19 protein-coding genes and 1 tRNA gene are annotated in these 25,956 nt (G+C 72.6%); 3 read left to right on the plus strand and 17 right to left on the minus strand.

What is annotated here, in order from left to right; genetic code table 11:
• Positions 1 to 5: 5 nt before the first annotated feature.
• The 8 genes from ACE1OA_RS06365 to ACE1OA_RS06400 all read right to left on the minus strand — a co-directional run bounded on the left by ACE1OA_RS06365 (position 6) and on the right by ACE1OA_RS06400 (position 11,749).
• Positions 6 to 614 carry an acyltransferase gene (locus tag ACE1OA_RS06365; protein ID WP_356600529.1) on the minus strand — a complete coding sequence of 203 codons (609 nt, stop codon included), beginning with the start codon at positions 612 to 614 and terminating at the stop codon, positions 6 to 8.
• 47 nt (positions 615 to 661) lie between these two features.
• A complete protein-coding gene (locus ACE1OA_RS06370) occupies positions 662 to 1,708 on the minus strand; it encodes a glycosyltransferase family 2 protein (protein WP_356776618.1) in 1,047 nt (348 codons plus the stop codon).
• A gap of 96 nt (positions 1,709 to 1,804) precedes the next feature.
• Entirely contained in the window at positions 1,805 to 5,065 is a 3,261-nt protein-coding gene (locus ACE1OA_RS06375; protein WP_356600533.1) for a DUF4082 domain-containing protein, read from the minus strand.
• Positions 5,066 to 5,127: 62 nt separating this feature from the next.
• Positions 5,128 to 6,243, minus strand: coding sequence for a DegT/DnrJ/EryC1/StrS family aminotransferase (locus ACE1OA_RS06380; protein ID WP_432752440.1), 1,116 nt, complete (start codon positions 6,241 to 6,243; stop codon positions 5,128 to 5,130).
• Positions 6,240 to 6,965 (minus strand): acetyltransferase, encoded by a 726-nt coding sequence (locus tag ACE1OA_RS06385; RefSeq protein WP_356600537.1) that lies wholly within the window; start codon positions 6,963 to 6,965, stop codon positions 6,240 to 6,242. Before ACE1OA_RS06385 ends, ACE1OA_RS06380 begins: the two co-directional genes overlap by 4 nt.
• On the minus strand, positions 6,962 to 9,157 hold the full coding sequence (locus ACE1OA_RS06390; RefSeq protein WP_356600539.1) for an aminotransferase class I/II-fold pyridoxal phosphate-dependent enzyme: 2,196 nt from the start codon (positions 9,155 to 9,157) through the stop codon (positions 6,962 to 6,964). Before ACE1OA_RS06390 ends, ACE1OA_RS06385 begins: the two co-directional genes overlap by 4 nt.
• Positions 9,154 to 10,263 carry a Gfo/Idh/MocA family protein gene (locus tag ACE1OA_RS06395; protein ID WP_356600541.1) on the minus strand — a complete coding sequence of 370 codons (1,110 nt, stop codon included), beginning with the start codon at positions 10,261 to 10,263 and terminating at the stop codon, positions 9,154 to 9,156. The genes ACE1OA_RS06390 and ACE1OA_RS06395 overlap by 4 nt, the downstream gene beginning before the upstream one ends.
• A 16-nt stretch (positions 10,264 to 10,279) precedes the next feature.
• Entirely contained in the window at positions 10,280 to 11,749 is a 1,470-nt protein-coding gene (locus tag ACE1OA_RS06400) for a sugar transferase (protein WP_356600543.1), read from the minus strand.
• Between the two features lie 351 nt (positions 11,750 to 12,100).
• Here ACE1OA_RS06400 and ACE1OA_RS06405 point away from each other — a divergent pair, with 351 nt between their 5' ends.
• Both ACE1OA_RS06405 and ACE1OA_RS06410 read left to right on the plus strand, forming a co-directional pair.
• The gene (locus tag ACE1OA_RS06405) at positions 12,101 to 13,156 is read left to right on the plus strand and encodes a glycosyltransferase (RefSeq protein WP_361312321.1); all 1,056 of its coding nucleotides are present in this window, start codon (positions 12,101 to 12,103) and stop codon (positions 13,154 to 13,156) included.
• Between the two features lie 242 nt (positions 13,157 to 13,398).
• Complete coding sequence (locus ACE1OA_RS06410) at positions 13,399 to 14,277, plus strand: ABC transporter substrate-binding protein (protein WP_432752441.1); 879 nt, start codon at positions 13,399 to 13,401, stop codon at positions 14,275 to 14,277.
• 52 nt (positions 14,278 to 14,329) lie between these two features.
• Here ACE1OA_RS06410 and ACE1OA_RS06415 read toward each other — a convergent pair whose 3' ends face one another.
• Positions 14,330 to 17,113, minus strand: coding sequence for a SpoIIE family protein phosphatase (locus ACE1OA_RS06415; protein WP_384866231.1), 2,784 nt, complete (start codon positions 17,111 to 17,113; stop codon positions 14,330 to 14,332).
• Between the two features lie 158 nt (positions 17,114 to 17,271).
• A tRNA-Leu gene (locus ACE1OA_RS06420) sits at positions 17,272 to 17,359 on the minus strand.
• 213 nt (positions 17,360 to 17,572) lie between these two features.
• Here ACE1OA_RS06420 and ACE1OA_RS06425 point away from each other — a divergent pair.
• Positions 17,573 to 18,874 carry a DUF2254 domain-containing protein gene (locus ACE1OA_RS06425; protein WP_432752442.1) on the plus strand — a complete coding sequence of 434 codons (1,302 nt, stop codon included), beginning with the start codon at positions 17,573 to 17,575 and terminating at the stop codon, positions 18,872 to 18,874.
• A 73-nt stretch (positions 18,875 to 18,947) separates the two neighbouring features.
• On the opposite strand, the gene ACE1OA_RS06430 is transcribed toward ACE1OA_RS06425, so the two are convergent.
• The 7 genes from ACE1OA_RS06430 to ACE1OA_RS06460 all read right to left on the minus strand — a co-directional run bounded on the left by ACE1OA_RS06430 (position 18,948) and on the right by ACE1OA_RS06460 (position 25,857).
• Complete coding sequence (locus ACE1OA_RS06430; RefSeq protein ID WP_356776600.1) at positions 18,948 to 20,015, minus strand: sugar phosphate isomerase/epimerase family protein; 1,068 nt, start codon at positions 20,013 to 20,015, stop codon at positions 18,948 to 18,950.
• A 64-nt stretch (positions 20,016 to 20,079) separates the two neighbouring features.
• Positions 20,080 to 21,486 carry a nucleotide pyrophosphatase/phosphodiesterase family protein gene (locus ACE1OA_RS06435; RefSeq protein WP_432752443.1) on the minus strand — a complete coding sequence of 469 codons (1,407 nt, stop codon included), beginning with the start codon at positions 21,484 to 21,486 and terminating at the stop codon, positions 20,080 to 20,082.
• Entirely contained in the window at positions 21,483 to 22,652 is a 1,170-nt protein-coding gene (gene eboE / locus ACE1OA_RS06440) for a metabolite traffic protein EboE (RefSeq protein WP_356600557.1), read from the minus strand. Before eboE ends, ACE1OA_RS06435 begins: the two co-directional genes overlap by 4 nt.
• Positions 22,653 to 22,665: 13 nt before the next feature.
• The gene (locus ACE1OA_RS06445; protein WP_432752444.1) at positions 22,666 to 23,514 is read right to left on the minus strand and encodes a TatD family hydrolase; all 849 of its coding nucleotides are present in this window, start codon (positions 23,512 to 23,514) and stop codon (positions 22,666 to 22,668) included.
• The gene (locus tag ACE1OA_RS06450; RefSeq protein WP_432752445.1) at positions 23,514 to 24,068 is read right to left on the minus strand and encodes an EboA domain-containing protein; all 555 of its coding nucleotides are present in this window, start codon (positions 24,066 to 24,068) and stop codon (positions 23,514 to 23,516) included. Before ACE1OA_RS06450 ends, ACE1OA_RS06445 begins: the two co-directional genes overlap by 1 nt.
• The gene (locus ACE1OA_RS06455; RefSeq protein ID WP_432752446.1) at positions 24,062 to 24,973 is read right to left on the minus strand and encodes a sugar phosphate isomerase/epimerase family protein; all 912 of its coding nucleotides are present in this window, start codon (positions 24,971 to 24,973) and stop codon (positions 24,062 to 24,064) included. The genes ACE1OA_RS06450 and ACE1OA_RS06455 overlap by 7 nt, the downstream gene beginning before the upstream one ends.
• Positions 24,970 to 25,857, minus strand: a complete 888-nt coding sequence (locus tag ACE1OA_RS06460) for an SCO3242 family prenyltransferase (protein WP_432752447.1) — start codon at positions 25,855 to 25,857, stop codon at positions 24,970 to 24,972. Before ACE1OA_RS06460 ends, ACE1OA_RS06455 begins: the two co-directional genes overlap by 4 nt.
• Positions 25,858 to 25,956: the final 99 nt, after the last annotated feature.

The following is a 25,956-nucleotide window of genomic DNA, read 5'->3' on the forward strand; positions in this document are numbered from 1 at the left end:
GAACGTCAGCGCGCCGCACGGTGTTCGGTGAGGCGCCCGTCCTTCTCCTCGTACAGCGCGCCGGTCTGCGGGCACTCCCACACCCCGGGACGCTCGGCGTGCTCGGTCAGCCGGACACCGGCCCGGCCGACCCAGCCCGCCTGTCGCGCCGGGACGCCCATCACGAGGGCGAAGTCGGGGACGTCGGCGGTGACGACCGATCCGGCCGCGACGAGCGCCCAGCGGCCGATCTCGACCGGCGCCACGCACACCGAGCGGGCGCCGATGGCCGCGCCCTCGCCGATCCGGACGGCCACGGGCTCCCAGTCCCCGCCCCGCTTCAACGTGCCCTCGGGGTCCACGGCGCGCGGGTTGTGGTCGTTGGTGAGGACCACGGACGGGCCGATGAAGACGCCGTCGGCCAGCACGGCCGGTTCGTAGACCAGGGCGTAGTTCTGCAGCTTGCAGTTGTCGCCGATGACCACGCCGGGGCCGACGTACGCGCCGCGGCCCACGACGCACCGGGCGCCGAGGCGGGCGTCCTCGCGGATCTGGGCGAGTTCCCAGACGCTGGTGCCGTCGCCGATCTCGGCGGTCTTGTCGACGTCCGCCGTGGGCTGGACCCGGTAGTTCACTGTGGTGCCTTTCGTCTCTGGAGGGTGCGGGCGGTCCGGCCTCGGCGTCAGATGCCGCGGCGCTGCCAGGAACGCCACCAGAACCACTCGCGTATCCGGTCGCGTACCGCCGACAGCACCAGGGGCTGCAGGTACGGCATGGTGCGCGCGCCGATCCGCCGGCGCAGCCGCAGCGCCCGGTACTCCGGGAGGGTCTCCGCGTCGGGGCGGCACTCCCGGGCGAGGGCGAGGAGTTCGTCGACGGGGACGACATCGGTGCGCCCCCGGTCGTAGGCGCGGTAGGCGCGCCGCAGGGCCTGGCGGGCGAGGCTGGTGTTCACCAGCGCGGAGAGCCGGTCCGCCTGCGGAAGCCGGTCGGCGCACTTGTCGAGCACCGCGCCGAACGCGGCGCGGCGCTGCCGGATGTCGTCGAGCTGGCCGCCGAAGTCCGTGGTGGACATGTTGTTGCCGTGGACGCGGTAGTAGGCCTGGTCCGCGCCGCTGACGTAGCCGACGTCGGCGTGCGCGGCCAGCCGCATCCACATCTCGATGTCGCCGGCGTGCGGAAGTGCCGGGTCGTAGCCGCCGACCTCGCGCTGGAGGCTGGTGCGGACGACGACCTCGGGCGAGGTGATGCAGCCGGAGCCCTCGCGGAAGCGTCGCTCCAGCCACCAGTGCCCGGGGTAGACCACGGCGCCGGACTCGCCGGTGCGGGCCCGGGGCAGCGGTCCGCCGTGCTGGAAGCGCAGCGGCCTGCCGTAGGCGAAACCGGCCTCCGGGTGGGCGTCGAGGAGCGCGACGGCGCGGACCAGCGCCCCCGGCACCAGCCGGTCGTCGGCGGAGAGGAGCACGACGTAGTCGCCGTCGGCCCACTCCAGCAGTCCTTCGTTGTACGTGGCGATGTGGCCGCGGTTCTGTTCGTGGACCCGGACCTCGATCCGCGGGTCGGACGCGGCCAGTTTCAGCGCCGCCTCCGCCGAGTCGTCGGGGGACGCGTCGTCGATGATCAGCACCCGGACGTCGAGGCCGGGCTGCTCGTCGAGCACGCTGCGCACGCAGTCGGCCAGGAAGTGGCCGTACTTGTAGCAGGGAATCACGACGCTGACGGAGCTCATGGTTGGAGGGCCCAATCCCCGGTTTCTGCCGGTGTGTTCGGTACGGACGAGTGCGCCGGGCCGGGTCTGGACGACCCGGCCCGGCGCACCCGGGTGTCAGCCGGCGTCGGTCGTGAAGACCGGGCCGACCCAGTAGTTCGTCGCGTTGTAGGAGCTGGTCGGGAAGCCCGACGTGCTCCCGTACCGGTAGAGGCCGTTGGCACGGCCGCTCGTGTCGGCGAGGGCCGTCAGCGGATAGGACAGGTGCGCCCCCGCGAAGTAGCCCGCGTCGGCGGCGTAGCGCCCGTTCGGCGCGTGGTACGAGACGATGTAGCGGGTGTTGGCCGTGATGGCGACCGGTGTGGCGAAGGTGAGCGTCTGCCAGCCGGACGCGGTCTCACCGGTGAAGGTGCCGCTGGCGAGCAGGTCGCCGTCCTCGGTCCACAGGTTGCCGGTGTGCACGCCGGTGTTGCCCGCGCCCTTGTAGAAGGTGACCCCGGTGACCCGGCCGTTCAGGGCCGACTCGAAGCGGGTCCCCAGCTCCAGGGGGTTGGTGTCGGCCGTGACCTCGGGCTTGGTGGGCACCGAGTCCGTGCTCCACAGCAGGCACGGGCAGGTGGCCGGCGGCGGGGTCGCGCTCGTGGTGAAGGTCCACGTCACGGGCGCCGCCATCACGTTGCCCCACAGGTCCGCGGCCTGCACGGACGCGGTGTACGTGGTGCCCAGGGCGAGCTGGCTGGAGAGGGTGAAGGCGGCGGTCTTGCCGTCGCTGCTGAGTGCGGCGCTGCCCGGGACCGCGGTGTTGCCCGGTCCCTTCACCGTGAACACCAGGGTGCTGCTGTCGATGCTCTGGCTGAAGGTGGCGGACAGCGGCGCGGTGGTCGCCACTCCGGTGGCCCCGACGGCCGGGGTGCGGCCGGTGACCGTGGGCGGGTCGGTGGAGGCCGAGCCGGTCTCCAGGATCGCGTCCACCCAGTAGTTGCTTCCGGACGACGCCGAGGACGGGAAGGCGCTGGTGGAGGTGTAGCGGTAGACGCCGTTGCCTCCGTCGGTGCCGGACTTCAGCGCCGTCAGGGGTGCCAGGCCGGCGTCCTTGTCGGCGAAGTAGCCCGCGTCGAAGGAGTAGCCGCCGTTCGGGGCGAAGTAGGAGGCGATGTAGGTGGTGTTCGCCTTGACCGGGACCGGGGTGGCGAACTTCAGCTGCTGCCAGCCGGACGCGGTCTCGTTGGCGAAGGTGCCGGTGGCCAGCAGCTGGCCGCTGCTGCTCCACAGGCTGCCCTTGTGGGTGCCGGTGTTCGCGGCGGACTTGTAGAAGCGGACGCCCGTGATGCTGCCGGGCACGGAGCTGCGGACCTTCACCCCGAGTTCGACGGAGCTGCCGTCGCCGCCGTTGACCTTGGTCGGCGTGGTGGAGGGGGGCCAGACCGTGCAGGGGCACTTCTGCGGCTCGACGGTCAGGGGCACGGTGGTGACGGCGCCCATGTTGACGCTGTCGTCGACCGCGCGGACCTTGATCTGGGCGGGCCCGGTGGTCATCGGGGTCCAGGTGTAGTTCCACGAGGCCGTGCCGTTGGCGGCGTGCCAGGTGGTGCCGCCGTCGGTGGAGACCTCCACCCGGGCGACCACACCGCCGCCGGAGTCGGCCGCGGTTCCCGTGACGGTGACCTGCTGGAGGGCGGAGACGGAGCTGCCCGAGGCCGGGCTGGTGACCGTGACGGCCGGACCCGTGGTGTCACTGGAGGCGGAGGCCGCGACCAGTCCGGACTGGAGGGTCTTGGGCTGGATGCCCATGTCGGCGAGGATGTTGACGGTCGCCTGCTGCATCCGCTTGTCCTCGGTCACCACGCCGCCGCCGGGGTCGGCGGTCGGGACGTTGGTCAGACCCCAGGACCACTGCACGGTGCCGGTGCCGAACACCAGGGCGTGCGAGGTCTGGTCGCGGAAGGCGACGAGGCTGTGCGTGGCGGTGCCGTTGCCGTAGTTGTTGCCCCAGTCGAGCAGGTAGGTGCCGTCGTTGACCTCCACGGTGGTGGAGGACATCCGGATCTGGCCGGCCGGACGGCTGGCGTTCTCGACGTCGCTGTCCCACTCGTAACCGAGGGTGCCCGCCGGGAAGGTGGCGACCTGGTTGCCGGTCAGGCCGGCGACCGTGGTGTTCCGCCACAGGCGCATCTTGGAGTAGGCGGCGGGCACCGTGATCGCGTCGTTGCGGGGCCCGTTCACCTGGAACAGCGAACCGGTGAGGATGTTCTGCGGCTGGTAGGGCGCGCCTTCCTTGGTGCTGTCCGGGTCGACCCAGGTGCCGGTCCACTCGGGGCTCGGGTCGGGAACGCCGTTGGGCGTGGGGAACTTGAGCTTGGTCTCCTTGTAGCAGACCAGCGTCCGGTCGGCGGTGTTGGTGCCGTCGATGCTGGGCTCGAAGCGGGTCTTCCAGAAGATCTCGTTGCCCGCGAAGTAGGTCTGGTGCTGGCCCGCCTTCCGCGCGTTGAGCACGTTGGTGAACTGCTCCTGGGTCCAGTACTCGTCGTGGCCCTGGGACATGAACATCTTGTGGTTCGGCAGCAGCGAGGCGCCGCGGCCCGCGGTGTCCACGCCGGAGACGTAGCTGGTGTCGTAGCCGTTGCGCTCCAGCCAGGCGATCATCTCGAACTCGGAGCCGTAGATGCCGTTGTCACCGCCGATGTCCATGGGGCGGTTGTAGCTGACCTTGTAGGCGCGTCCGTCGGGCGCGGGGCCCTGGCCGTCGTAGAGGTTCGTCCCGCCCCAGTCGTTGTACGCCTGCCAGGTCTGGTCCGAGGTCTGCACGAGGATGTCGGAGTGGCTGGAGTCGTTGCGCACGACGAAGGGGTAGGGCATGAGGCCGTTGCCGTCGGCCTGGTCGAAGTTGGCGATGTACAGGCCGGAGACGGCGTCGCTCGGCACGGTCCAGGTCGCGGTGGTGGGCCAGTTGCCGCAGTCCATGAGCCCGGTGGGCTGGTTCTTCAGGCAGTCGGCGTGCTTGGTCGTGTAGTTGGCGGGGTAGGTCTGGGCCGCCTGGGCGGCGGTGGACATCAGCCGGGCGCCGTCGCCGCCGTACCAGCCGAGCCGGTAGATCTTGACGTGGTAGGCCGAGGGGGACTGGACCTTGAAGCCGATGCTCTCCCCGGCCTGGAGGCTCGTCTTCGTGGGGAAGCCGGCGATGTCGCCGTAGGAGTTGGCGGCGAACCAGTCGGACATCGGCGTGCCCGGCTTGGAGTTCTCGCACACGATGGGATTGCTGCCCGCCCCGCAGGGATCGGCGACCGCGCTCGCGCTCCCCACCGGTGGCAGGACGATCGATAGCAATGCCGCGACCAGGGCGAACACGGCGCCCCTGGCCCGACTGAGGTGGTTCTTCATCGCTGTACCTTTCAGGGCAGTACAGGTCCTGGCCTACCGGCCGGGGGTGGTGAGGGTGAGCGTCAGCTCAGTGCGCCCGCCAGCGCATCCACGACCTGCTGCTGCTGGTCGGGGGTGATCTGCGGGAAGAGCGGCAGCGAGAGGATCTCGTCGGCCGCGCGTTCGGCGTGCGGGAAGTCCCCGCGGTGGTGCCCGAGGGAGCGGTAGGCGGGCGTCAGGTGGACCGGGGTCGGGTAGTGCACGCCCGCGCCGATGCCGCTCGCGTTGAGTTTGCCCACCACCTCGTCCCGGTCGGCCCCGGCGACGCGGACCACGTACAGGTGCCACACGTGCACGTTTCCGTCGACCGTCGTCGGCCGCACGAGGCGGCCCGCGTCGGCGAGCGGCGCGAGCAGCTCGTCGTAGCGCGCCGCGGCCGTCCGCCGGGCCTCGTTCCCGGCGGCCAGCCGGCGCAGCTTCGCGCGCAGGACGACGGCCTGCAGCCCGTCGAGCCGGCTGTTGAACCCGGGCAGGTCGTGCCGGTACTTCTGGACGCCGCCGTGGTTGGCGATCGCCCGTACGACGGCCGCCGCCTCGGGGTCGTCGGTGAGCACCGCGCCCGCGTCGCCGTACGCGCCCAGGTTCTTGCCCGGATAGAAGCTGGTGGCCGCGATGCCGCCGCTGCCGGCCTGACGGCCGTCCCGGGTGGCGCCCTGGCTCTGGGCCGCGTCCTCGACGATGCGGACGGAGTCCGGCACGCCGGCCGCCAGCCGCGCGGCGTCGGCGCTCTGCCCGTACAGGTGGACCGGTACCACCGCGCGGGTGGCGGGGCCGACCGCGTCGAGCGCGGCCTGTGTGTCGATCAGCAGACTGTCGGGGTCGCAGTCGACGAGCACGGGGCGGGCGCCCGTCCGGGCCACGGCGCCGGCGGTGGCGATGAAGGTGTTGGCGGGCAGGACGACCTCGTGGCCCGGCCCGACGCCGCTCGCCCGCAGGGCCAGCTCCAGTGCGTCCGTGCCGTTGGCGACGCCGACGCAGTGGGCGACGCCGGCGAATTCGGCGTACTCGCGCTCGAACTCCCGCACCTCCTCGCCGCCGATGAAGGCGGTACCGGCCAGGACGCGGTCGAAGCCCTCCCGGACCTCGTCGGCGACTTCGGAGTGGGCCGCCTTGAGGTCGACCAGCGGTATCTGGTTCATCTGCCCTTCACTTCCCTTGCCTCGGCCTGCTGCGCGAGGGCGTCGGTGTCGTCCGACCGGAGTTGTTCCAGCGCCGCGGGGTTCGCCGCGCGCAGCCGGCGGGCCGGGCTGCCGACCCAGACCTCGCCGGGCGGCACGTCGGCCAGAACGGTGCTTCCCATACCGACCAGCGACCAGGCGCCGATCGTCGTGTACTCGCGGACCAGGGACCCGGCCCCGACGTACGCGCCCGGCTCCAGCCGGGCACCGCCGCCGAGCCGGACCCCGGAGGCGAGGGTGCAGTAGTCCCCGACCTCGTCGTCGTGGGTGAGGACGGTCTGCGGCATCACCGCGACATGGCTGCCCACCCGCACCGCGGCGGTGAGGACGGTCTGCGCGAGGATCACCGAGCCCGGGCCCACCGTGCAGCCGGCGGGCACGACGGCGCTGGGGTGCACCACCGTGGCGTACCGGTCGGCCGGCAGGCCGAGCCGTCGTACCAGGCGGGCCCGCACGGTGTAGTCGCGCGGGCTGCCGACACAGACCACGAAGGACGCGTGCGGCAGTTCGCGCGCCAGGTCGCAGCCTCCGAGCACGGGCACGCCGTCCACCTCGACGCCGTGCAGCGCCGGGTCGTCGTCGAGGTGGCCGAGCAGCCGGTGGCCGCCGGCTCCGGCGTCCCGCACGGCCTGGGCGGTCTCCCGTGCGAGACCGCCCGCGCCGATGATGACCAGATCGTTCACGCGCGGCCCGCCGCTTCCCGCAGCACCTCGACCACCCGGTCCTGCTGGACTTCGGTCATGGTGTGGAACAGCGGCAGGATCAGCGAGTCGCGGCTGATCCGCTCGGTCACCGGGAGGGGTGCCGCCGGATGCCCCGCGTAGGCGGGCTCCAGGTGTGACGCCATGATGCCGCGGCGGGCGGAGATCCCGGCCTCGGCGAGGACGGCGAGGAGCTCGTCGCGGCCCACCGGGAAGTCCTCGGCGAGCAGCACCCAGTAGGACTGGAAGTTGCCCTGTCCGTGGCCGGGGTCGCTGACCGGCCGCAGGCCGGGGATGCCGCGCAGCAGTTCGCCGTAGCGGGCGGCCAGAGCGCGGCGGCGTGCCACCATCGCGTCCAGCTTGCCGAGCTGCACCAGTCCGACCGCGGCCTGGATGTCGGTCATCCGGTAGTTGAAGCCGGTCTCCAGGTAGTTCTCCAGCACCGGCTTCCCGCTGGCGTGGCGCTCGGCGGCGGAGACGTTCATGCCGTGCTCGCGCAGCCGCCGCAGACGGGCCGCCCAGGCGGCGTCGTCCGTGGTCACCATCCCGCCCTCGCCGGTGGTGAGGAGCTTGCGCGGGTGGAAGGACCAGGCGGCGAGCAGGGCCCCGCGTCCGACGGACGCGCCGTCGACGGTGGAGCCGATGGCGCAGGCCGCGTCCTCCACCACCGGCAGGTCCCAGCCGGCGCACGCGGCCCGTACGGCCCGGACGTCGGCGGGCACGCCGCCCTGGTGCACCAGGACGACCGCCTTGGTCCGCGGGGTGCGGACCGCGTCCACGGTGTCGGCGGTGAGGTTGCCGGTGTCGAGGTCGACGTCGGCGAAGACGGGCTCCGCGCCGACGTAGCGCACGGCGTTGGCCGTGGCGATGAACGACAGCGACGGGACCACGACCTCGTCGCCCGGCCCCAGGTCGAGGGCGAGCAGGGCGAGGTGCAGGGCCGTCGTGCAGGAGCTGACCGCGACGGCGTGTGCGGCGCCCACCCGCTCGGCGAAGGCGTTCTCGAAGGCGGCGACCCGGGGGCCCTGCGCGACCCAGCCGGAACGTACGGCCTCGGCCGCTGCCTCCGCCTCCTCCTCGCCGAGCCACGGCACCATCACCGGCGTACGGGCGGGGCCGGCGGCCGGAGACGCGGCAGGGGCCTCCTCCGGCTCGGCCACGGGTGCCGTGACGGCCGGCGCCGGGGCGGTCGCGGTGGCCGGGGCGGACCCGGCGGCGCGCTCGGACCGCCACCAGTCGACCAGGTCCTTCAGACCGGTCCGCAGGTCGATCTCCGCCTTGAAGCCGAGGCGCTGCTCGGCCTGCGTGGTGTCCGCGAGCCGGCGGGTCACACCGTTCACGGCGCGGGCGGGGCCGTGTACCGGCTCCAGGTCGGAGCCCATCACCTCGAGAAGGTTCAGGGCGAGTTCCCGCAGCGAGGTCTCGGTCGCGCTCGCGACGTTGAACACCTCGTCGGTGAGGTCCGACTGCGCGGCGAGCAGGTTGGCCCTGGCGATGTCCCGGACGTCGACGAAGTCCATCGTCTGGGTGCCGTCGCCGAGGATCAGCGGCGGCTCGCCCGCCTCGATCCGCTCCATCCAGCGGATGAGGACCTCGGTGTACAGGCCGTGGATGTCCATCCGCGGTCCGTACACGTTGAAGTAGCGCAGCGCCACGTAGTCCAGGCCGTACATGGCGTGGAAGCTGCGCAGCATGCCTTCGTTGAAGGCCTTGGCCGCGCCGTAGAAGGTGTCGTTGTTGTACGGGTGGTGGCGCTCGGTCGTGGGGAAGGTCTCCGCCAGGCCGTAGACGGAGGCGGAGGACGAGGCGATCACCTTGCCCACTCCGGCGGCGGCGGCCGCCTCCAGCACGTTGAACGTGCCGTCCACCATGACCTCGTTGGCGAGGCGGGGCTCCTCCGCGCACTGGGTGATGCGGATGGCGGCGAGGTGGAAGACGAGATCGGCGCCCTCGGTGACCCGGTGGACCGTGGCCGCGTCCCGGATGTCCCCCTCGACGAGGTCGACGACGCCGCTCTCCAGGGCACGCGCGAGATTGGCCCGGCGCCCCCGTACGAAGTTGTCGAGGACGACGATCTCCCGCGCGCCCCCCGCCACGAGAAGGTCGGTCACATGGGAGCCGATCGTGCCGGCACCGCCGGTGACCAGGACCTTCTTACCGCGAATATCGCTCAACGCCGTTCCCCCACAGAATCGTTCACCGTACGAAGGGACCGGCCGGCGCCGGTCCGCAGCCCGACGACCGCGCCGCGGAACTCAAGGCTCCGCGACGCCGCCTCGAGAATGTCCAGGACGCGCAGGCCCGCCCGCCCGTCGGTCAGCGGCGCCCGGCGCTCGCGGATCGCGGCGGCGAACTCGTCGACCATGCTGCGCAGGGCCTCCTTCTCCCCGATCGCGGGCGCGACCATGTCGCCGCTGCGGTAGGAGATGAGCGCCTGGCGCCGCTCGTCCGCGCCGAGTTCCTGCGGGGTCGCCAGGTCGACGCCCCGGTCGAAGACGGCGACCCGCTGGGCCGGGTTCAGGTCGTCCCAGATCAGGGTGCGCTTGGCGCCGCCGACCATGGTGGTGCGCACCTTGGTGGGCGACAGCCAGTTGACGTGCACGTGGGCGATGGCGCCGGTGTTGAGCTGGAGGGTCAGGTAGGCGATGCAGTCCTGGCCCGCGCCGATCGGGTCGGCGCCGTGCGCGGCGACCGCGACCGGCTCCACGTGGTCGGGGAGGATGAAGTCGAGGATCGACAGGTCGTGCGGGGCGAGGTCCCACAGCACGTCGACGTCCTTCTGGACCAGCCCGAGGTTGATCCGGACCGAGTCGACGTAGTGGATCTCGCCCAGCTCGCCCGAGTGGACCAGCTCGCGGATCCGGCCCACGGCCGGGGTGTAGCAGTAGGTGTGGTCGCACATCAGGGTCAGGCCGCGCTCCTCGGCCTCGGCGACCAGGCGCGCGCCGTCGGCATAGGTGGTCGCCAGCGGCTTCTCGACGAGCACGTGCTTGCCGGCGCGCAGGGCGGCCAGGGCGACGTCCAGGTGCGTTCCGGCCGGGGTCGCGACGGCGATGGCGTCCACGGAGGGGTCGGCGAGCACCGCCTCGAAGTCGTCGGTCGCCTGGACGGTGGAGTATCCGCCGAGGACCCGCTGGGCGCGCGTGACGTCCAGGTCGCAGAGCCAGCGCAGCAGGAAGCGGTCGCTGGCCTGGAAGTTGCGCACGAGGTTGGGTCCCCAGTAGCCGGCGCCCACGACCGCGACTCCGAGCCGCTCGTCGGGCCGATCCACGTCCTTCACTTTGTTCCCCTTCATGTCAGTAAGCCCCCGTTCCGCGCATCACGGCGGGGCCGGTGCGCAGCAGAATCGACGCGTCCAGTCCGAGGGACCAGTTGTCGACGTACGCCAGGTCGAGCCGGACCGCCTCGTCCCACGGCAGGTCCGAGCGTCCGCTCACCTGCCACAGGCCGGTGAGCCCCGGTTTGACGAGCAGCCGGCGCCGGACCTCGTGGCCGTAGCCGGCCACCTCCTCGGGCAGCGGCGGGCGCGGCCCGATCAGCGACATTCGGCCGCTCAGGACGTTGATCAGCTGCGGCAGTTCGTCGATCGAGTAGCGGCGGAGCGTGGCGCCCACACGTGTGACGCGCGGATCGTCCCGCACCTTGAACAGCAGACCGTCGCTGTTGTGGTTGGCGTGCTCCAGTTCCGCCCGGCACGCCTCCGCGTCGGGCCGCATGGTGCGGAACTTCAGCATGGTGAAGTGCTTTCCGTGGAGACCCACGCGGCTCTGCCGGAACAGCGCCGGGCCGTTGCTGCCGAGCCGGATCGTCACCGCGACCACGCACAGCAGCGGCGCGAGGAGCAGCAGGAGGGTCGCGGCGACGAGCCGCTCCGCGAACTCCTTGGGCAGCCGGGCGGTCCGCGACAGCCGGGGCGCCCGGACCCGGACCATGGGCACGCCTCCGACCGGCCGGACCGCGACCCGGGCGACGGCCGTCTCGCCCAGGGCGGGGGCCAGCAGGAAGTCGCAGCCCGCGGCGTCGGCGGTCCACGCGAGCCGGCGCAGCTGGGCCGCGTCGATCTCGGAGGTCGGCAGGACCACCAGGGCCGTACCGCCGTGGGCGCGGATCGCCCCGGGCACGTCCGCGACCCCGCCGAGCACCGGAATGCCCAGCTCGGCGACGACCGGCGCGTTCCCCGGGTCGGTGAGGCACACGCCGGCGATGTCGAGGCCCCGCAGGTCGGGACCCATGGGCGCGAAGCCCTGGCCGCGGCGCCAGAGCGCCTCGACCAGTTCGACGGCGGAGGCCGATGACCCGACCAGGACCGCCGTGGTGCGGTGTCGGCCCTGGGCCCAGCGCCGGTGCAGCCAGCGGCGCATCACGAACCGGGCGGCCAGGGCCAGCAGCGCCGTCGGCGGAGCCGCCAGGATCATGTCGTGCAGCAGGTCGAGGTCACCGGCCATCCCCCAGCCGATGGCCGCGGCGAGGGCCGGCAGCACGAGGGCGCCGCGCAGCACCCGCCGGTACAGCTCGCTCCCGGCCCCCAGCGAGCTGTGCTCGTAGGCCTGGTGGCCGTACATCATCGCGATCCAGGCCGGCGGCAGTCCGAGGACCACGTGCCAGCGTCCGACCGCCTCCAGGACCAGCAGCGAGGCAGCGGAGGCCGCGACCAGGTCCGCGACCAGCAGGACGATCTGATGTCTCCGTTTCCACCACAGCCGGTGGACGTCGAAGTGTGTGGATTCAACACGATGCCGCTCATGTGTGACCGGCAGGACGGTCATCCATTCCCCCCAAGGGCGCTTCGCGCGTACCCCGTTGAGCCACCCGTGCCCACATGTCCCGCCCGCGCGAGCGCACAACTCGCGTGGTGGAGGACGGGCATTGATGGCGCGTCGAGGGAACGCGGGTCTTCCGCCTGACCAAACGGTGCGAACCGATCGCAAGAAGCCCCCCCGCGACCGGAGTCCGCACAACGACGCAGAATCCACCCGTCGCGAGGGGTGCTCGCGTCCGCGCGGATCCGGCAGCGCTCAATCTAGAGCAAGTGGGGCAGGTCATGAAGGAGTTGTGGAAAACTCCCACCAAGCGTCAAAGAAACGGTGAGCGTGGCGTGGATTCGTCATACTGGCCCGGTGCCCAGCATCGTGATCCCTGCCCACAACGAAGAGCGCACACTCGGCCGACTCCTGGACTCGCTCCTGGCCGAGCCGGGCGGTCCTTCCGGGTCCTCCGATCCCTCCGCTTCCGGTGATTCCGCCGCTCCTGCTGCTCCCACCGACAGACCCGACCGTTCCGGTTCCGCCGCCGGCGACCCGTCCGCCCCGTCACTCGTACCCGCGGCACCGGACCGGCCCTCCGCGGACGACTTCGACATCGTCGTCGTCTGCAACGGCTGCACGGACGACACCGCGGGCGTGGCCGCCGCCCGCGGGCCGCGGGTCCGCGTGGTCGAGATACCGGTCCCCTCGAAGCACGCCGCGCTGCGCGCCGGCGACGAGCACGCGCGCGGCTTCCCCCGGCTGTACGTGGACGCGGACGTGGTCCTCGGAGCGGCCGACGCCCGGGCCCTCGCGGCGGCCCTCGACGGCCCGGACGCCAAGCTGGCCGCCGCCCCGGAGCGGCATCTGCCGATGACCGGCTGCGGCTGGCGTGTGCGTGCGTACTACCGCGTGTGGCAGCGGTTGCCCGCGGTACGGGAGGGACTGTTCGGGCGAGGGGTGATCGCGATGTCCGGAGCCGGCCATGCCCGCATCGCCGCACTGCCTCCCCTGATGGCCGACGACCTGGCCGCCTCGCTCGCCTTCGGGCCCGAGGAGCGGACGGTGGTCGGCGCGGCCCGCGTCGTGGTCCACCCGCCGCGGACCTGGTCCGACCTGATCCGCCGGCGCGTCCGGGCGGCCACGTCGACGGCCCAGCTGGAGAGCGAGCAGGAGCGCGCGGCACGGAACGAGCCGGCCGCGGACCCCGCACCGGCGGGGGAGGCCGCACCCGGCCGACCGGCGGACCGCCCGTCCGCGCGCACCAGCATGGGCGACCTCCGCGCGCTGCTGCGCGCCGAGCCCCGGCTGCTGCCTTCCGTCCTGGTCTTCGTGGCTGCGGCGGTCTCCGCGCGGAGGGGTGCGAAGAAGGCGATCCGGGCGGGCGACTTCCACACCTGGCTGCGCGACGAGAGCAGCCGGCAGGGCTGAGGGCGGCGGAGACGACGGGGCCGGCGCGTGGCCGCCGGGCCCGTGCCGCCCGCGGGTGCGGCACGACCGGGACCCGACGCGGCCGGGACACGGCTCGCGCCTCCGGCCGGCCACTGCGCCACCACCGGAGGACGGGCGACCCGGCCCGCGACCCGCGGTCCTCCCCCGTGGCTCGGGCAGTCGTATGGTTCGGGGTGTTTTATGGTGACTCAAGGAGTACGCCCCCTACCGGAGGTGCAATGATGCGCGCCGCGGCAGCGATCGTCTCTCTGGCTGTCAGCGTGGCGCTCATCGTCGCGACATCGGCTTGCGACGACGGCGGGTCGAACTCGTCGAACGCCCGGTACGGCGACTGTCCGATCTCGGGACATCACGGGGAGTTCCAGCTGTCACCCAGGACGGCGGGTGCCCTCACGGTCAAGACGACCCTGCCCGCGCCCGGCTGGTGGAACGGCGACACGCCGGACTCCATCAAGAGCGGCTACGAGTACTGCATGGCCGCCAACATCGCGTACCGGTCCGGACTCGACCGGCTGGAGGTGCAGAACGCCCCCTTCCCGGAGGTCGTGTCCGGCCGGACCAAGGACTTCGACCTGGCCCTGGCGCAGATCACGATCACCCCGGAACGGAGCAAGGTCGCCGACTTCTCCCCGCCCTACCTCTCCTCGACCCTGGGAGTGCTGATCAGGGACGGTGAGAAGATCGACGAAGGCAACATCCGTGACGTCCGCATCGGAGTGGCCGAGGGCACCACGGGCGAGGAGTTCGTCAAGAAGCGCCTCAAGCCGACCAAACCCGTCACCGCCTTCGCCAACGACCCGGAGCTGGTCACGGCGCTGGAGGAGGGACGCATCGACGCGGTCGTCCACGACACGACGATTCTGCTGGCCTATCCCCAGAAGCGGGAGAGCAGGGTGCGCCTCGTGGGCCAGTACAGGACCGACCAGGGGTACGGCGCCCTGTACCCGAAGGGGTCACCCGACAAGGACGAGCTGGACCGGATCATCAGGCAGCTGATCGACGACGGAACGCTCACCAAACTGTCGGCCGTCTATCTCGGGGCCGCTTTCGGCCAGGACCCGGCCAAGATCCCGTATTTCACGGTCGACGAAGGCTCCTGAACGCTTCGGGAGCGCCCACGCCCCGGGGCGGCGGTCCGGTCTCCGTCCCGCGTCACAGGTCCGCCATCAGGAGACCGCTCAGGTCCCCGGCGCCGCCGGCGTCGAGCGCCTGCTCAGCCCAGATGATCTTGCCTCGGTCGGTGTACCGGGTCCCCCAGCGGCGGGACATCTGCGCGACGAGGAACAGACCACGGCCCCCCTCGTCGGTGAAGGCCGCGCGGCGCAGGTGCGGGGAGGTGCTGGTGCCGTCGGCGACCTCGCAGATCAGGCTGTCGCCGTCGCGCAGCAGTCGCACGCTGATGGGGCTCGCTCCGTACCGGATGGCGTTCGTCACGAGTTCGCTCAGGATCAGCTCGGTCGTGAAGGCGGCCTCGCCGAGGCCCCAGGATTCCAGCCTGCGGGTGGCCTCGGCGCGGATCCGGGAGACCGCGGCGGGGTCGTCGGGCACGTCCCACTCCTCGACCTGCTCCGGGTCGAGCAGCCGGGTGCGCGCGACGAGCAGGGCGACATCGTCACTCGACCTGGTGCGCAGCATCGCGTCGAGCACCGCCCGGCAGGTGTCGTCCGGGGTGGCGCCGTCCGTACGGGCGAGCGCCTCACTCAGCATGCCGAGCCCGGTGTCGATGTCACGGCCGCGGGCCTCGACGAGGCCGTCGGTGTAGAGCACCAGCCGGCTGTCGGCCGCCAGCCGGAGTACGGCCGTCTCGACCGGCAGACCGCCCCCCACACCGAGCGGCGGGGCGACGGGGATGTCGGGGAAGGTCACGGAGCCGTCGGGCGAGACCAGCGCCGGACCGGGATGACCGGCCCGGGCGAGCACACACCGCCCGGAGACCGGATCGTAGACCGCGTACAGGCAGGTGGCACCGGTGACGGACTCGGTCTCGCCCTCGGCCGCCGCGTCCTGGTCGATCCGGGTGATCAGCTCGTCCAGGTGCGCGAGAAGCTCATCCGGAGGCAGGTCCAGGGCGGCGAAGTTGTGCACCGCGGTCCTCAGGCGTCCCATCGTCGCGGCGGCGTGCAGACCGTGTCCGACGACGTCCCCGACCACCAGGGCCACCCGGGCCCCCGGCAGCGGGATGACGTCGTACCAGTCGCCGCCCACGCCCGCCTGGGCGGGCAGGTACCGGTGCCCGACCTCCAGGGCGGACAGCTCGGGAAGTGCGCCGGGCAGCAGGCTGCGCTGGAGGGTGACGGCCGTGGTGTGCTCGCGGGTGTACCGGCGCGCGTTGTCGATGCACACGGCCGCCCGGGCGGCGAGTTCCTCGGCCGGGGACAGGTCGTCCGGTTCGAAGGGGTCCTGCTCCGAACGCCAGAACTCCACGACACCCAGCAATTGGCCCCGGGCCCGGAGCGGCACGGAGATCATGGAGTGGATACCGAATTCGATGACCTTCCGGGCCCGCTCCGGGTTCTGGACCCGCCATCCGTCGGCCAGGGCGAGATCGGCCACCAGGACCGGCCGGCCGGTGGCCATACCGATGGCCACGGGGTTGCCGGGCGCGTAGTTCATACGCCTCCCGACGGGGTAGAGGGGCACGTCGTCCCGGATGCCCTCGGTTGCGACACGGCGCAACTCCATGCTCCCCCCCGTCGGTTCACCCCCTTGCAGCACGGACTCCGCCAGCTCGACGGTGGCGAAGTCGGCGAAGCGCGGGACCGCCACCTCGGTCAGCTCCTCGGCGGTGCGCTCCATGTCGAGCGTCGTACCGATCCGCGTACTGGCCTCGTAGAGCAGTTGCAGGCGCCCACCCGCCACGTCCGCACGGCCCGCGAGGGCGCGCAGCTCGGTGGTGTCCCGCAGGGTGGCCACACTGCCCCCCTGCGGGCCGACGACCGGCCGCACGCTGACGGCGAGCAGGGTGTCCCCGGCCAGGAAGACCTCGTCCGTGGCCGCCCGGCCCGATCCCAGCAGTTCCGCCAGGGCCGGGCTCAGCCCGAGTTCGGTGACCGGCCTGCCCTCGGCCTCCGGCGGCAGTGCGAGCAGCCGGCGCGCCTCGTCGTTGACCAGCAGCAGCCTTCCGTCACCGTCCAGAATGATCACGCCTTCCCGGACCGCGTGCAGCACCGCGTCGTGGTGCTCGTACATGCGGGTCATCTCCACCGGCCCCAGGCCCCGGGTCTGGCGCCGCAGACGGCCGCTGACCAGTGCCGACCCACCCGCGGCCAGCAGCAGCGCGACTCCGCCGGCGGCGAAGATCACCGGCAGCTGGTCCTGCACCACGCTGGTCACCTTGTCCACCGTGACCCCCACGGTCACGAGGCCCACCGCGTTCCCCTTCTCGTCGAAGACGGCCACGGTCGAGTCGACCGCCTTCCCCAGGCTGCTGTCGAACGTGGTCTGGTGGGGTTCGCCTTCGAGCGCCTGGCCGTAGGAGGTGGAGACGTGCTTCCCGATCTGGTCCGGGTCCGGGTGGGTCCACCGGAAGCCGTAGGGGCTCAGCGCCACGACGTAGTCGACGCCGGTCTTCTTGCGCACCACCTCGGCATGTGGCTGGAGGGCCGCCGTCGGGTCGTCGCTCTCCATCGCCTCCGCGGTGCCGGGGGCGTTCGCGAACGACTCGGCCGCCACCAGCGAACGGTCGCCGGCTTCGTGGATCGCGCGGTTCCGGTCCTGGATCACGAGCACCAGCACGGCTGTGGCGATGAGCAGCAGGACGACGCCCAGTTGCAGCAGGAAGACCTGACTGGCGACGCTGCGCGGCAACCGCAACGACGGCACACGCCGACCGGCCGAACGGTGACGGGTCTTGGGGCCGGCTTCCGGCGGCCCTGCCTCCGATGACACGCGGTCGCGCCGGCGGCTCGCTGGGACGTATCGCCCGAGTCTGCCCATTTTCCCAGTATCAGCGACCGACCCGGCGGGCGCGGCTCAGAACGGGCCCGGGCCGGTCCGGTGGGGCGGGAGAGCTCCAGGAACGAAAAATTACCGGTGAGTCACATGACTCACCGGTAATTCATGAACGCACGGGGAACGATCGCGATCGTCCCGGCTGGTGTCCGAGGGGGGACTTGAACCCCCACGCCCGATAAAGGGCACTAGCACCTCAAGCTAGCGCGTCTGCCATTCCGCCACCCGGACCAGGTGTGTGCCGCTTTGGGGTGTTTCCCGCGGCGACATGGATAACTCTACCAGGGGTTCGAGGTGGCTTTCACCCGCGTTTTCCGTGGTCAGTGCGGTGCGGCGACCCCGACGGCCTTGATCACCCACGCGTTGCACCGCCAGACGTACAGAATGTGGCGATTCCCCTACGGAGTGTGCGTTTCCCGGCGTGCGGCCCCCTAGCCTGCCCGGGTGAGCTACTCCGAGTACCGCAGACCCCGGATCCTGACGCCGCTGCGGGAGCACCTGAGGGACACGTTCTGGTTCGCGCCGGTCGCCGCCATGGCCGGCGTCTTCGTGCTGTGGGTCGTCGCCGACGAGCTGGACCGGGCCCTCGTCGAGTATCTCCAGGGCGAGCAGGCCTACGACGACGTCGCCGACCTGATCAAGATCGCCGAGGACGCGAAGACGATCGTGACGACGATCAGCTCGGCGATGATGACCTTCATCGGTGTGGTGTTCTCGATCTCCCTGGTCGCCCTGCAGATGGCCAGCGGGCAGCTCAGCCCCCGGGTGGTGCCGATGTTCATCCGGAGCCGGATCACCAAGGCGACCTTCTCCGTCTTCCTGGCGACGTTCCTGCTCTCCCTGCTGGTCCTCGCCGCGTACGAGGGCGAGACCGACCCTCGGCGCGTCGCGGCCGTGCCGTTGGTGCAGTCGATCCTGACGCTCCTCATGCTGGGGCTGAGCCTGCTGCTCTTCGTGGCGTACGTGAACACCACGCTGCGGCTGATGCGGGTGGGACACGTGGTCGACCTGATCACGAGCGAGGCGTTCCGGGTGCTGGCGAAGCAGCCCCGGTACGAGGGCGTGGCCGAGGACCTCGGGCCCGCGACGGGGTTCCTCACCCACCGGGGCCGGGCCGGCGTGCTGCGCGACGTGAACGTCGCGCTCCTGGTGCGGGCCGCCCGGCGGCACGGGGTGGTGCTGCGGCTGATCCCCCGCATCGGCGACTTCGTCCTGCCGGGTACGCGGATCCTGGCCGTCCACGGTGGCGGGCAGGTGCCCCGCCTGCTGTCCTCGGCCGTGTCGGTCGGCATCGAGCGGTCGTTCTACCAGGACCTCTCCTTCGGGCTGCGGCAGCTCTCCGACATCGCGCTGCGGGCCCTCTCCTCCTCCGTGAACGATCCGACGACGGCCGTGCAGTGCCTGGACCGGACCACCCAGTTCCTCGCGGCGCTCGCGGACCGCCCGCTGGGCACGGTCCGCCATCGCGACCGTAAGGGCGCGGTCCGGCTGGTCCAGGACGTGCCGGGGTGGACGGATCTGGTGGACCTGGGGTTCGCCGAGGTCCGGGCCTGCGCGGAGGGCAACCCGCAGGTGATCCGCCGGCTCCTGGCGGGTCTGGACGATCTGCTCTCGCTGGTACCCGCCGAACGCCGGCAGCCGCTCCTGCGGCACCGCACGCTCCTGGTGCAGCTGGTGGAGCGCACGATTCCGGAGCCGGCCGACCGGGACTTCGCCCTGAAGGCCGACCGTCAGGGGATCGGCTGATCCCGGGCCGGGGCCCGGGGCCTCCGCGGCCCCGGGCCCTTCGGTCGGCAGTCCTTCTCGCGCAGGGAGTGGATCAGCAGTCCTTCTCGCGCAGGGAGTGGAGGTGGGCGCTGGACTTGCGGGCGAAGGCGAAGGACTCGACGGGGTTGTCGTGCTCGGCCTGCCAGTGGTGGGCGTTGCGTCCGTGGCGGGTGCGGTTCACCGCGGAGATGAAGCGCCGGTAGTCGATGTCCCCGTCGCCGACGTCCGACATCCGGTAGCCGTCGCGCACCGAGTCGTCGTGCTCGCCGTCCTTGACGTGGAAGAGCGGGTACCGGTGGGGCTGGCGCAGGACGTAGTCGAGCGGGTCGAAGGGGGCCGGGGTGCCGTCGACGCGGCGGGAGAAGCGGAACTGGGCCACGTACGCCCAGTAGATGTCGAGTTCGAGATGGACGAGCTCGGGGTCGGTCTCGGCGAGCAGGACGTCGTAGAGACGGACGTCGGGGCGGTCGGTGGCGAAGGAGAACTCCTCGGCGTGGTTGTGCTGGTAGAACTTCATGCCGCGCTTCTTCGCCTCGGCGCCGTACCGGTTGAACTCCTCGGCGCAGCGCTTCCAGCCGTCGACGGTGCTGCCGTAGCGCCAGGGGCCCGAGGCCGTGCCGATGTGCGGGAGGCCGAGGGCCTGGGCGTCGTCGAGGACCCGGGTGAGGTTCTGGGCGAAGGTGTAGGCGTTCGGGTCGGAGGAGTAGTAGCCGACGTGGCTGCCGATGGCCCGCAGCCCGTGGTCGCGGGTGAGGCGGCTGAGCTCGGGCAGGGTGATGGCGCCCGCCGAACCCTGGGTGTAGCCGGCGAACTCGACCTCGTCGTATCCGTACTTCTTGAGCTCGGCGAAGACCGTGTCGAAGCCGAGCGTGGCGACCTTGTCCCGCAGCGAGTAGAGCTGGATGCCCAGACGGCCGGGCGGCAGGACGGGGCGGCCGTGGCCCTTGCCCCGGGTGGCGGGGTCGGCCGCGGAGGGCGCGGGTCCGGCCGCCGAGGCGGCCGGGGCGGCGGCCGCGAGGATGCCGGCGGCGGTCGCGCCGGCCGCGACGCCCAACATGGCCCGCCGGCTGAGCTTGTGGGTGAGTTCCGGGTCCACGGACGTACGGGGGATGCGGCTCATCTGTGGATAACTCCTCGTTGTCGGATTCGTCTGCTTCACTGGATTCCGTTGGACCGGGATCGGGTCAGTGGAGACCGGCGAGTCGAAGCAGCAGGGATTTCACATCGGTGGCCGCGACGCGGCCGCTTACGGCGCGGGGGGTGGAGCACAGAATGAGCGGACCTTCGTCATCGCTCGTGGGGAGGCGGCCGTGGCTGCCGCGAATAGGTGAGGGATCGAGCGGCACGACCGCCAGCCGGTAGCGCATGCCGAGCTTCTTGCGGGCGATCGCCGTGGCCGCCTTGACCCGGACGTAGGGGTCGAGCGGGTCCATGAACAGTTCGGCGGGGTCGTAACCGGGTTTCCGGTGGATCTCGACGAGCTGGGCGAAGTCGGGGGCCTTCGCGTCGTCGAGCCAGTAGTAGTACGTGAACCAGGCGTCGGGCTCGGCGAGGGCGACGAACTCCCCGGAGCGGGGGTGGTCGAGGCCGAACTCCTTCTTGCCTTCGTCGTCGAGGAGCCGCTCGATGCCGGGCACGCCCGCGAGGGCGTCGCGGACGCGGGCCATCTCCCCGGGATCGCCGTGGTCGCGGACGTAGACGTGGGCGAGCTGGTGGTCGGCGACCGCGAAGGCGCGGGACGTCATCGGGTCCAGGTACTCCATGCCGTCCTGGGTGTGCACCTCCAGGAGTCCCGCCCGGCGCAGGGCCCGGTTGATGTCGACGGGACGGCTGACACGGGTGATGCCGTACTCGGACAGGGCGACGACCGTGCGGCCTTCGGCACGGGCGTCGTCGAGGAGCGGGGCGAGGGCGGCGTCGAGTTCGGCGGCCGCGCGGAAGGAGCGGGGGTCGTCGGGGCCGTAGCGCTGGAGGTCGTAGTCGAGGTGGGGGACGTAGCAGAGGGCCAGGTCCGGGCGGCGGGTGCGCAGGATGTGGCGGGTGGCGTCGATGATCCACCGGCTGGAGACGAGGTCGGCGCCGGGTCCCCAGAAGTGGAAGAGGGGGAACGTGCCGAGTGTGCCGGTGAGTTCGTCGTGCAGGGCCGGGGGCCGGGTGTAGCAGTCGGGTTCCTTGCGGCCGTCCGCGTAGTAGACGGGACGGGGGGTGACGGTGATGTCGGTGTCCGCGCCCATGGCGTACCACCAGCAGATGTTGGCGACGGTGTAGCCGGGGTGGGCGCGGCGGGCCGCGTCCCAGATCCGGTCGCCGGACACGAGTCCGTTGTGCTGGCGCCAGAGCAGGACGTCGCCGAGTTCGCGGAAGTACCAGCCGTTGGCGACGATGCCGTGCTCGGAGGGGAGCGTGCCGGTGAGGAAGGTGGACTGGGCGGTGCAGGTGACGGCCGGCAGGACGGTGGAGAGGAGGGCTTCGGAGCCGGAGCGGGCGAGGGCCTGCAGGCGGGGCATGTGGGGCAGCAGCCGGGGGGTGAGGCCGACGACGTCGAGGACGAGAAGGGGGGTGGGCGGGGTGTCGCTCCGGGGGCCGGTCATGGGAGTTCCTTGAGGCCGAGTTCGGTCAGGAGGTCCCGGGCCAGCGTGAGTTCGGCGGCGATGCCGTCGGCGAGGCGGGCGCGGGTGCGGGGCCGTTGTGCGGCCGGGAGGGCCTGCCAGGTGTAGGTCTCCACCTCCAGGTGGTGGGTGCGGGGGCGCGGTCCGCCGACGAGGAGGGCGAGCGCGTCCTGGAGCACGGGCAGCGTGGAGGTGAGCGGCGGGGCGGGAGGGCTGTGCAGGGGGACGTGGAAGTGGGCGCGCCAGGGAGCGCCGTCGGGGAGGGTGTGGCCCGCGAGGGCTTCGGCGAGGTCGTCGGTGCCGCGCAGTCCGGCGGAGGTGCGGGTGCGGGTCTGGTGGAGGAATCGGGGCTCGTCGAAGGCGGCGAGGGCGGCGCGCACGTCGGGGAGGTGGGGGTGCTCGGCGTGCAGGGCGGCGGAGAGCTGGGCCTTGGGCACGGAGATGCCGGCCGCGGCGAGGGCGTCCAGGGCGGTGCGGGGATCTTCGAAGGAGGTGGCGAGGTGGCAGGTGTCGACACAGACGCCGATACGGGGGCTCGCCACGGCGGTGAGCGGGGCGATGGCGTCGGCGGTGGTCTCGACGGTGCAGCCGGGCTCCGGTTCGAGGCCGATCCGGACGGACTTCCCGGTGAGCTCTTCGAGGGCGTCGAGGCGTTCGGCGAGGGTGGTCAGGGCGGCGCGGGCGGTGTCCGCGGCGTGGGAGTCGAAGGGGGTGCGCCAGGCGAGCGGGAGGGTGGAGACGGATCCCTCGGTGATGTCGTCGGGAAGGAGCGCGGCGAGGAGGCGGGCGAGGTCGGTGGTGTGGGCGAGGCGTTCGGGGCGGGTCCAGTCCGGCTGGTAGACGCGGTACTTGACCGCTTCGGCGCCGAACCCCTCGTAGGGGAAGCCGTTGAGGGTGACGACCTCCAGGCCGCGGCGATCGGTCTCGGCGCGCAGGCCGCGGAGCGAGACGGGGTCGGTGATGAGGGAGCGGACGGCGTCCCGGGCGAGCCAGAGTCCGATGCCGAGGCGGTCGCGGCCGAGGCGGCGGCGGATCGGCTCGCAGTGGTCGCGGAGTTGGGCGAGGACGCCGTCGAGGGTCTCCGCGGGGTGGACGTTGGTGCAGTAGGCGAGGTGGACGGTCGAGCCGTCGGGGTGGCGGAAGCGCACGGTTCGATCCTCGCTACTCGCCGCCGCGCAGGACGGAGTTGCCCTCGTGGGTGGCGTCGGTGGAGGGGAGGTCGAGTCGCAGCCGGCCGCTGAGGCCGTAGAAGGCGACGGGGTTGCGCCACAGGACCCGGTCGACGTCGTCGTCGGAGAAGCCCGCGGCGAGCATGGCGTCGCCGACCCGGCGGGTCTTGAGGGGGTCGCTGTCGCCCCAGTCGGCGGCCGAGTTGACGAGGACGCGGTCCGGCCCGTGGTCCTTGAGGATGGCGACCATCCGGTCCTCGTCCATCTTGGTGTCGGGATAGACGGAGAAGCCGAGCCAGGCGCCGCTGTCGGCGGCCTCCTTGACGGTGGTCTCGTTGAGGTGGTCGAGGAGGACCCGGTCGGGCGCGAGCGCCGATTCGCGCACGACGTCGAGGGTGCGGCGCAGGCCGGCGAGCTTGTCGCGGTGCGGGGTGTGGACGAGGGCGGGCAGGTCGTGGTCGGCGGCGAGCTGGAGCTGGGCGGCGAGGGCGTGGTCCTCGGCCGGGGTCATGGAGTCGTAGCCGATCTCGCCGACGGCGACGACGTGGTCCTTGACCAGGTAGCGGGGCAGCGCGTCGAGGACGGGGGTGCAGCGGGGGTCGTTGGCCTCCTTGGGGTTGAGGGCGAGGGTGCAGTGGTGGGCGATGCCGTACTGGGCGGCGCGGAAGGGTTCCCAGCCGAGGAGGGAGTCGAAGTAGTCGAGGAAGGAGTCGGGCGAGGTGCGGGGCTGGCCGAGCCAGAAGGAGGGTTCGACGAGGGCGCGGACACCGGCGGCGTACAGGGCGCGGTAGTCGTCCGTGGTGCGCGAGGACATGTGGATGTGGGGGTCGAAGATGCGCATCAGGACTCCTCGGTGGGGGTGGCGAGCGCGAGGACGCGGGGGAGGTCGGCGGGGACGGCGCGGCTGGCGGCGGTGCGCTCGGCGGCGTAGTCGGCGAGCATCCGGGCGAGTTCGCCGTCGCCGCGGGCCCGGCGGGGCAGGTCGGCGACGGCGTCGGTCGGGACGCCGGTGAAGAGGCACTTGAGCACGGCCTGGCGCCAGAGGTGGGGGGTCAGGTGGGTGGCGCCGTAGGGGCCGAGGGCCGCGGCGATCAGCGTGGTGTCGTGGGTGCGCAGGGCGTCCTCGACGATCGGCAGGGCGTCGGGGCCGGAGACGAGTGAGGGGAGGGCGAGGAGGACGGCGCGGCGCTCGGCGGCGGTGCCGTGCCGGTAGAGGCGGGTGAGGGTGGCCGCGTCCGCCGCGGCCTCCTTCAACAGGAGGGTGCGGACGGTGTCGGCGTGGGCGGGACCGCAGTGACGACCGGCGGAGGCGAAGCGCAGCTCCCAGGCGGGGGTGCGGGCGGCTGCGTCGGCGAGGGCCGCTTCGAGCCAGTGGCGGGCGGGTTCGGTCAGCATGCCGGGGCCTCCTCGGGGGCGAGTCGGCTGCGGAGGAACGACAGGGAGGTGCGGGCGAGTTCGGGGCCGGCGTGGGAGTGGCGGGGCAGTTCGACCACCGTGAGACCCGGGTAGCCGCCGGCGGCGAGTTCGGTGAGGGCGTCGAGGAGGGGCGGGAAGTCGATCTCGCCGTCACCGAAGGGCAGGTGCTCGTGGACGCCGCGGCGCATGTCCTCGATCTGGATGTGGCGTATCCAGGGGGCGGCGGCGCGGACGCAGTCGGCCGGCGGGAGGGGTTCCAGGCACTGGCAGTGGCCGAGGTCGAGGGTGAGCCCGAGGAGGTCGGGACCGGGGGCGCCGAGGAGTTCCCGCAGGTGGTGGAAGTCGTCCAGGGTGGCGAGGAGGTGTCCCGGTTCGGGTTCGACGGCGAGGGGGACGCGGGCGGCGGATGCGGCCTCGAGGACGGGGGTGAGGGACTCCGTCAGGCGCTTCCAGGCGGTGGTGCCGGAGGTCGCGGGCGGGGTGATGCCGCTGAAGCAGTGGAGGGCGTGGGCGCCGAGGTCGGCGGCGACCCGGACGGCGCGCAGGAGGAACCGGGTGCGGGTGGCGCGGGCCTCGGGGTCCGGGTCGAGGAGGGACGGGCCGTGCTTGCGGCGCGGGTCGAGGACGTAGCGGGCGCCGGTCTCGACGGTGACGCCCAGGCCGAGCCGCTCCAGCCGGCGCGCGACGGCGGCGGTGCGGGCGGGGAGGTCGGCGGCGAGGGGGTCGAGGTGCATGTGGTCGAGGGTCAGGCCGACGCCGTCGTAGCCGAGGTCGGCGAGGAGGGTGAGCGCGTCGTCGAGGCGCAGGTCGGTGAGGCCGTTGGTGCCGTAGCCGAGACGCGGGGCGTGGGGCCGGGTAGGGGCGCCGGAGGGTGTGGGTCTCATGTGGGGCTCACCTTCCGGGCGAGGGCGCGGGCGAGCGGGGCGAGGGCCAGCAGCGCGAGGCCGGTGCCGGGGGCGCCGGCGCGGAGGGCGAGCGTGGCCTGGAGGGGGATGAGGGCGCGGATCCCGGCGCCGACGGAGCGCTGGACGAGCGGTGGGGAGGGGTGGAGGGCCGCGTGGAGGTACGGGGCGGCGGGAGTGCGGGCGTAGCCCGCGGCGGCGACGGCGGTGAGCAGCCGGCCGGCCGTCACACCGAGGGGGGCTGCCGCGGGTCGTCCGGGGACGGACGGGGACGGTGAGCGCCGGACGGAGGGGCGTGGGCGGGCCGCCGTGACGGCCACCCCGAGGGTGGCCGCCAGCGCCAGTGATGGGGCTCGGCTGGAGCCGCCTCGCGTCTCGTGCCGGGAGACCATGGTGACGGCCCAGGTGTGCGCGGCCAGGAGGGCGGCGGAGGGGAGGGGGCGGGGGGAAAGGGGTGCCGTGGCCGTGGCGCCGAGCAGCAGGTCGAGGCCCCGCGCCGCCGCCATCGCCGCGGGGCCGGCCGGAGTGTGCTTGAGGTGCAGGTCGTAGGACCAGACGGTGGCGGCCAGCGCGGTGGCGACCACGAGGGAGGGACGGCCCGCGCGTGCGGCGAGGCCGAGGCCGGCCGCTGTCAGGGCCACGGAGGCGGTGAGGGCGGCCCGCGGGGTGATGCGGCCGGAGGGGAGGGGGCGGTGGGGGCGGTCGAGGGCGTCCTCGTCACGGTCCGCCCAGTCGTTGAGCGTCATGCCCGCCTCGTAGAGGCAGAGGGAGGAGCAGACGGCGAGCAGGGTGCGACGGTTCGGGCGCGTGCCTGCCGCGGCCGCCCCGGCCAGGGCGTCTCCGGGCACCGTGAACAGTGCGGACACACGGAGCAGTTCGGCCCAGGCCGCGCACACGGTGCCGCCGCCGGCCAGTGGCCGGCGTCCCGCGGACCTCGTCGACCCTTCGCCGCTGGTGTCGCGCGC

It is taken from the genome of Streptomyces sp. JL2001, assembly GCF_050917515.1.
Taxonomy (GTDB): domain Bacteria; phylum Actinomycetota; class Actinomycetes; order Streptomycetales; family Streptomycetaceae; genus Streptomyces.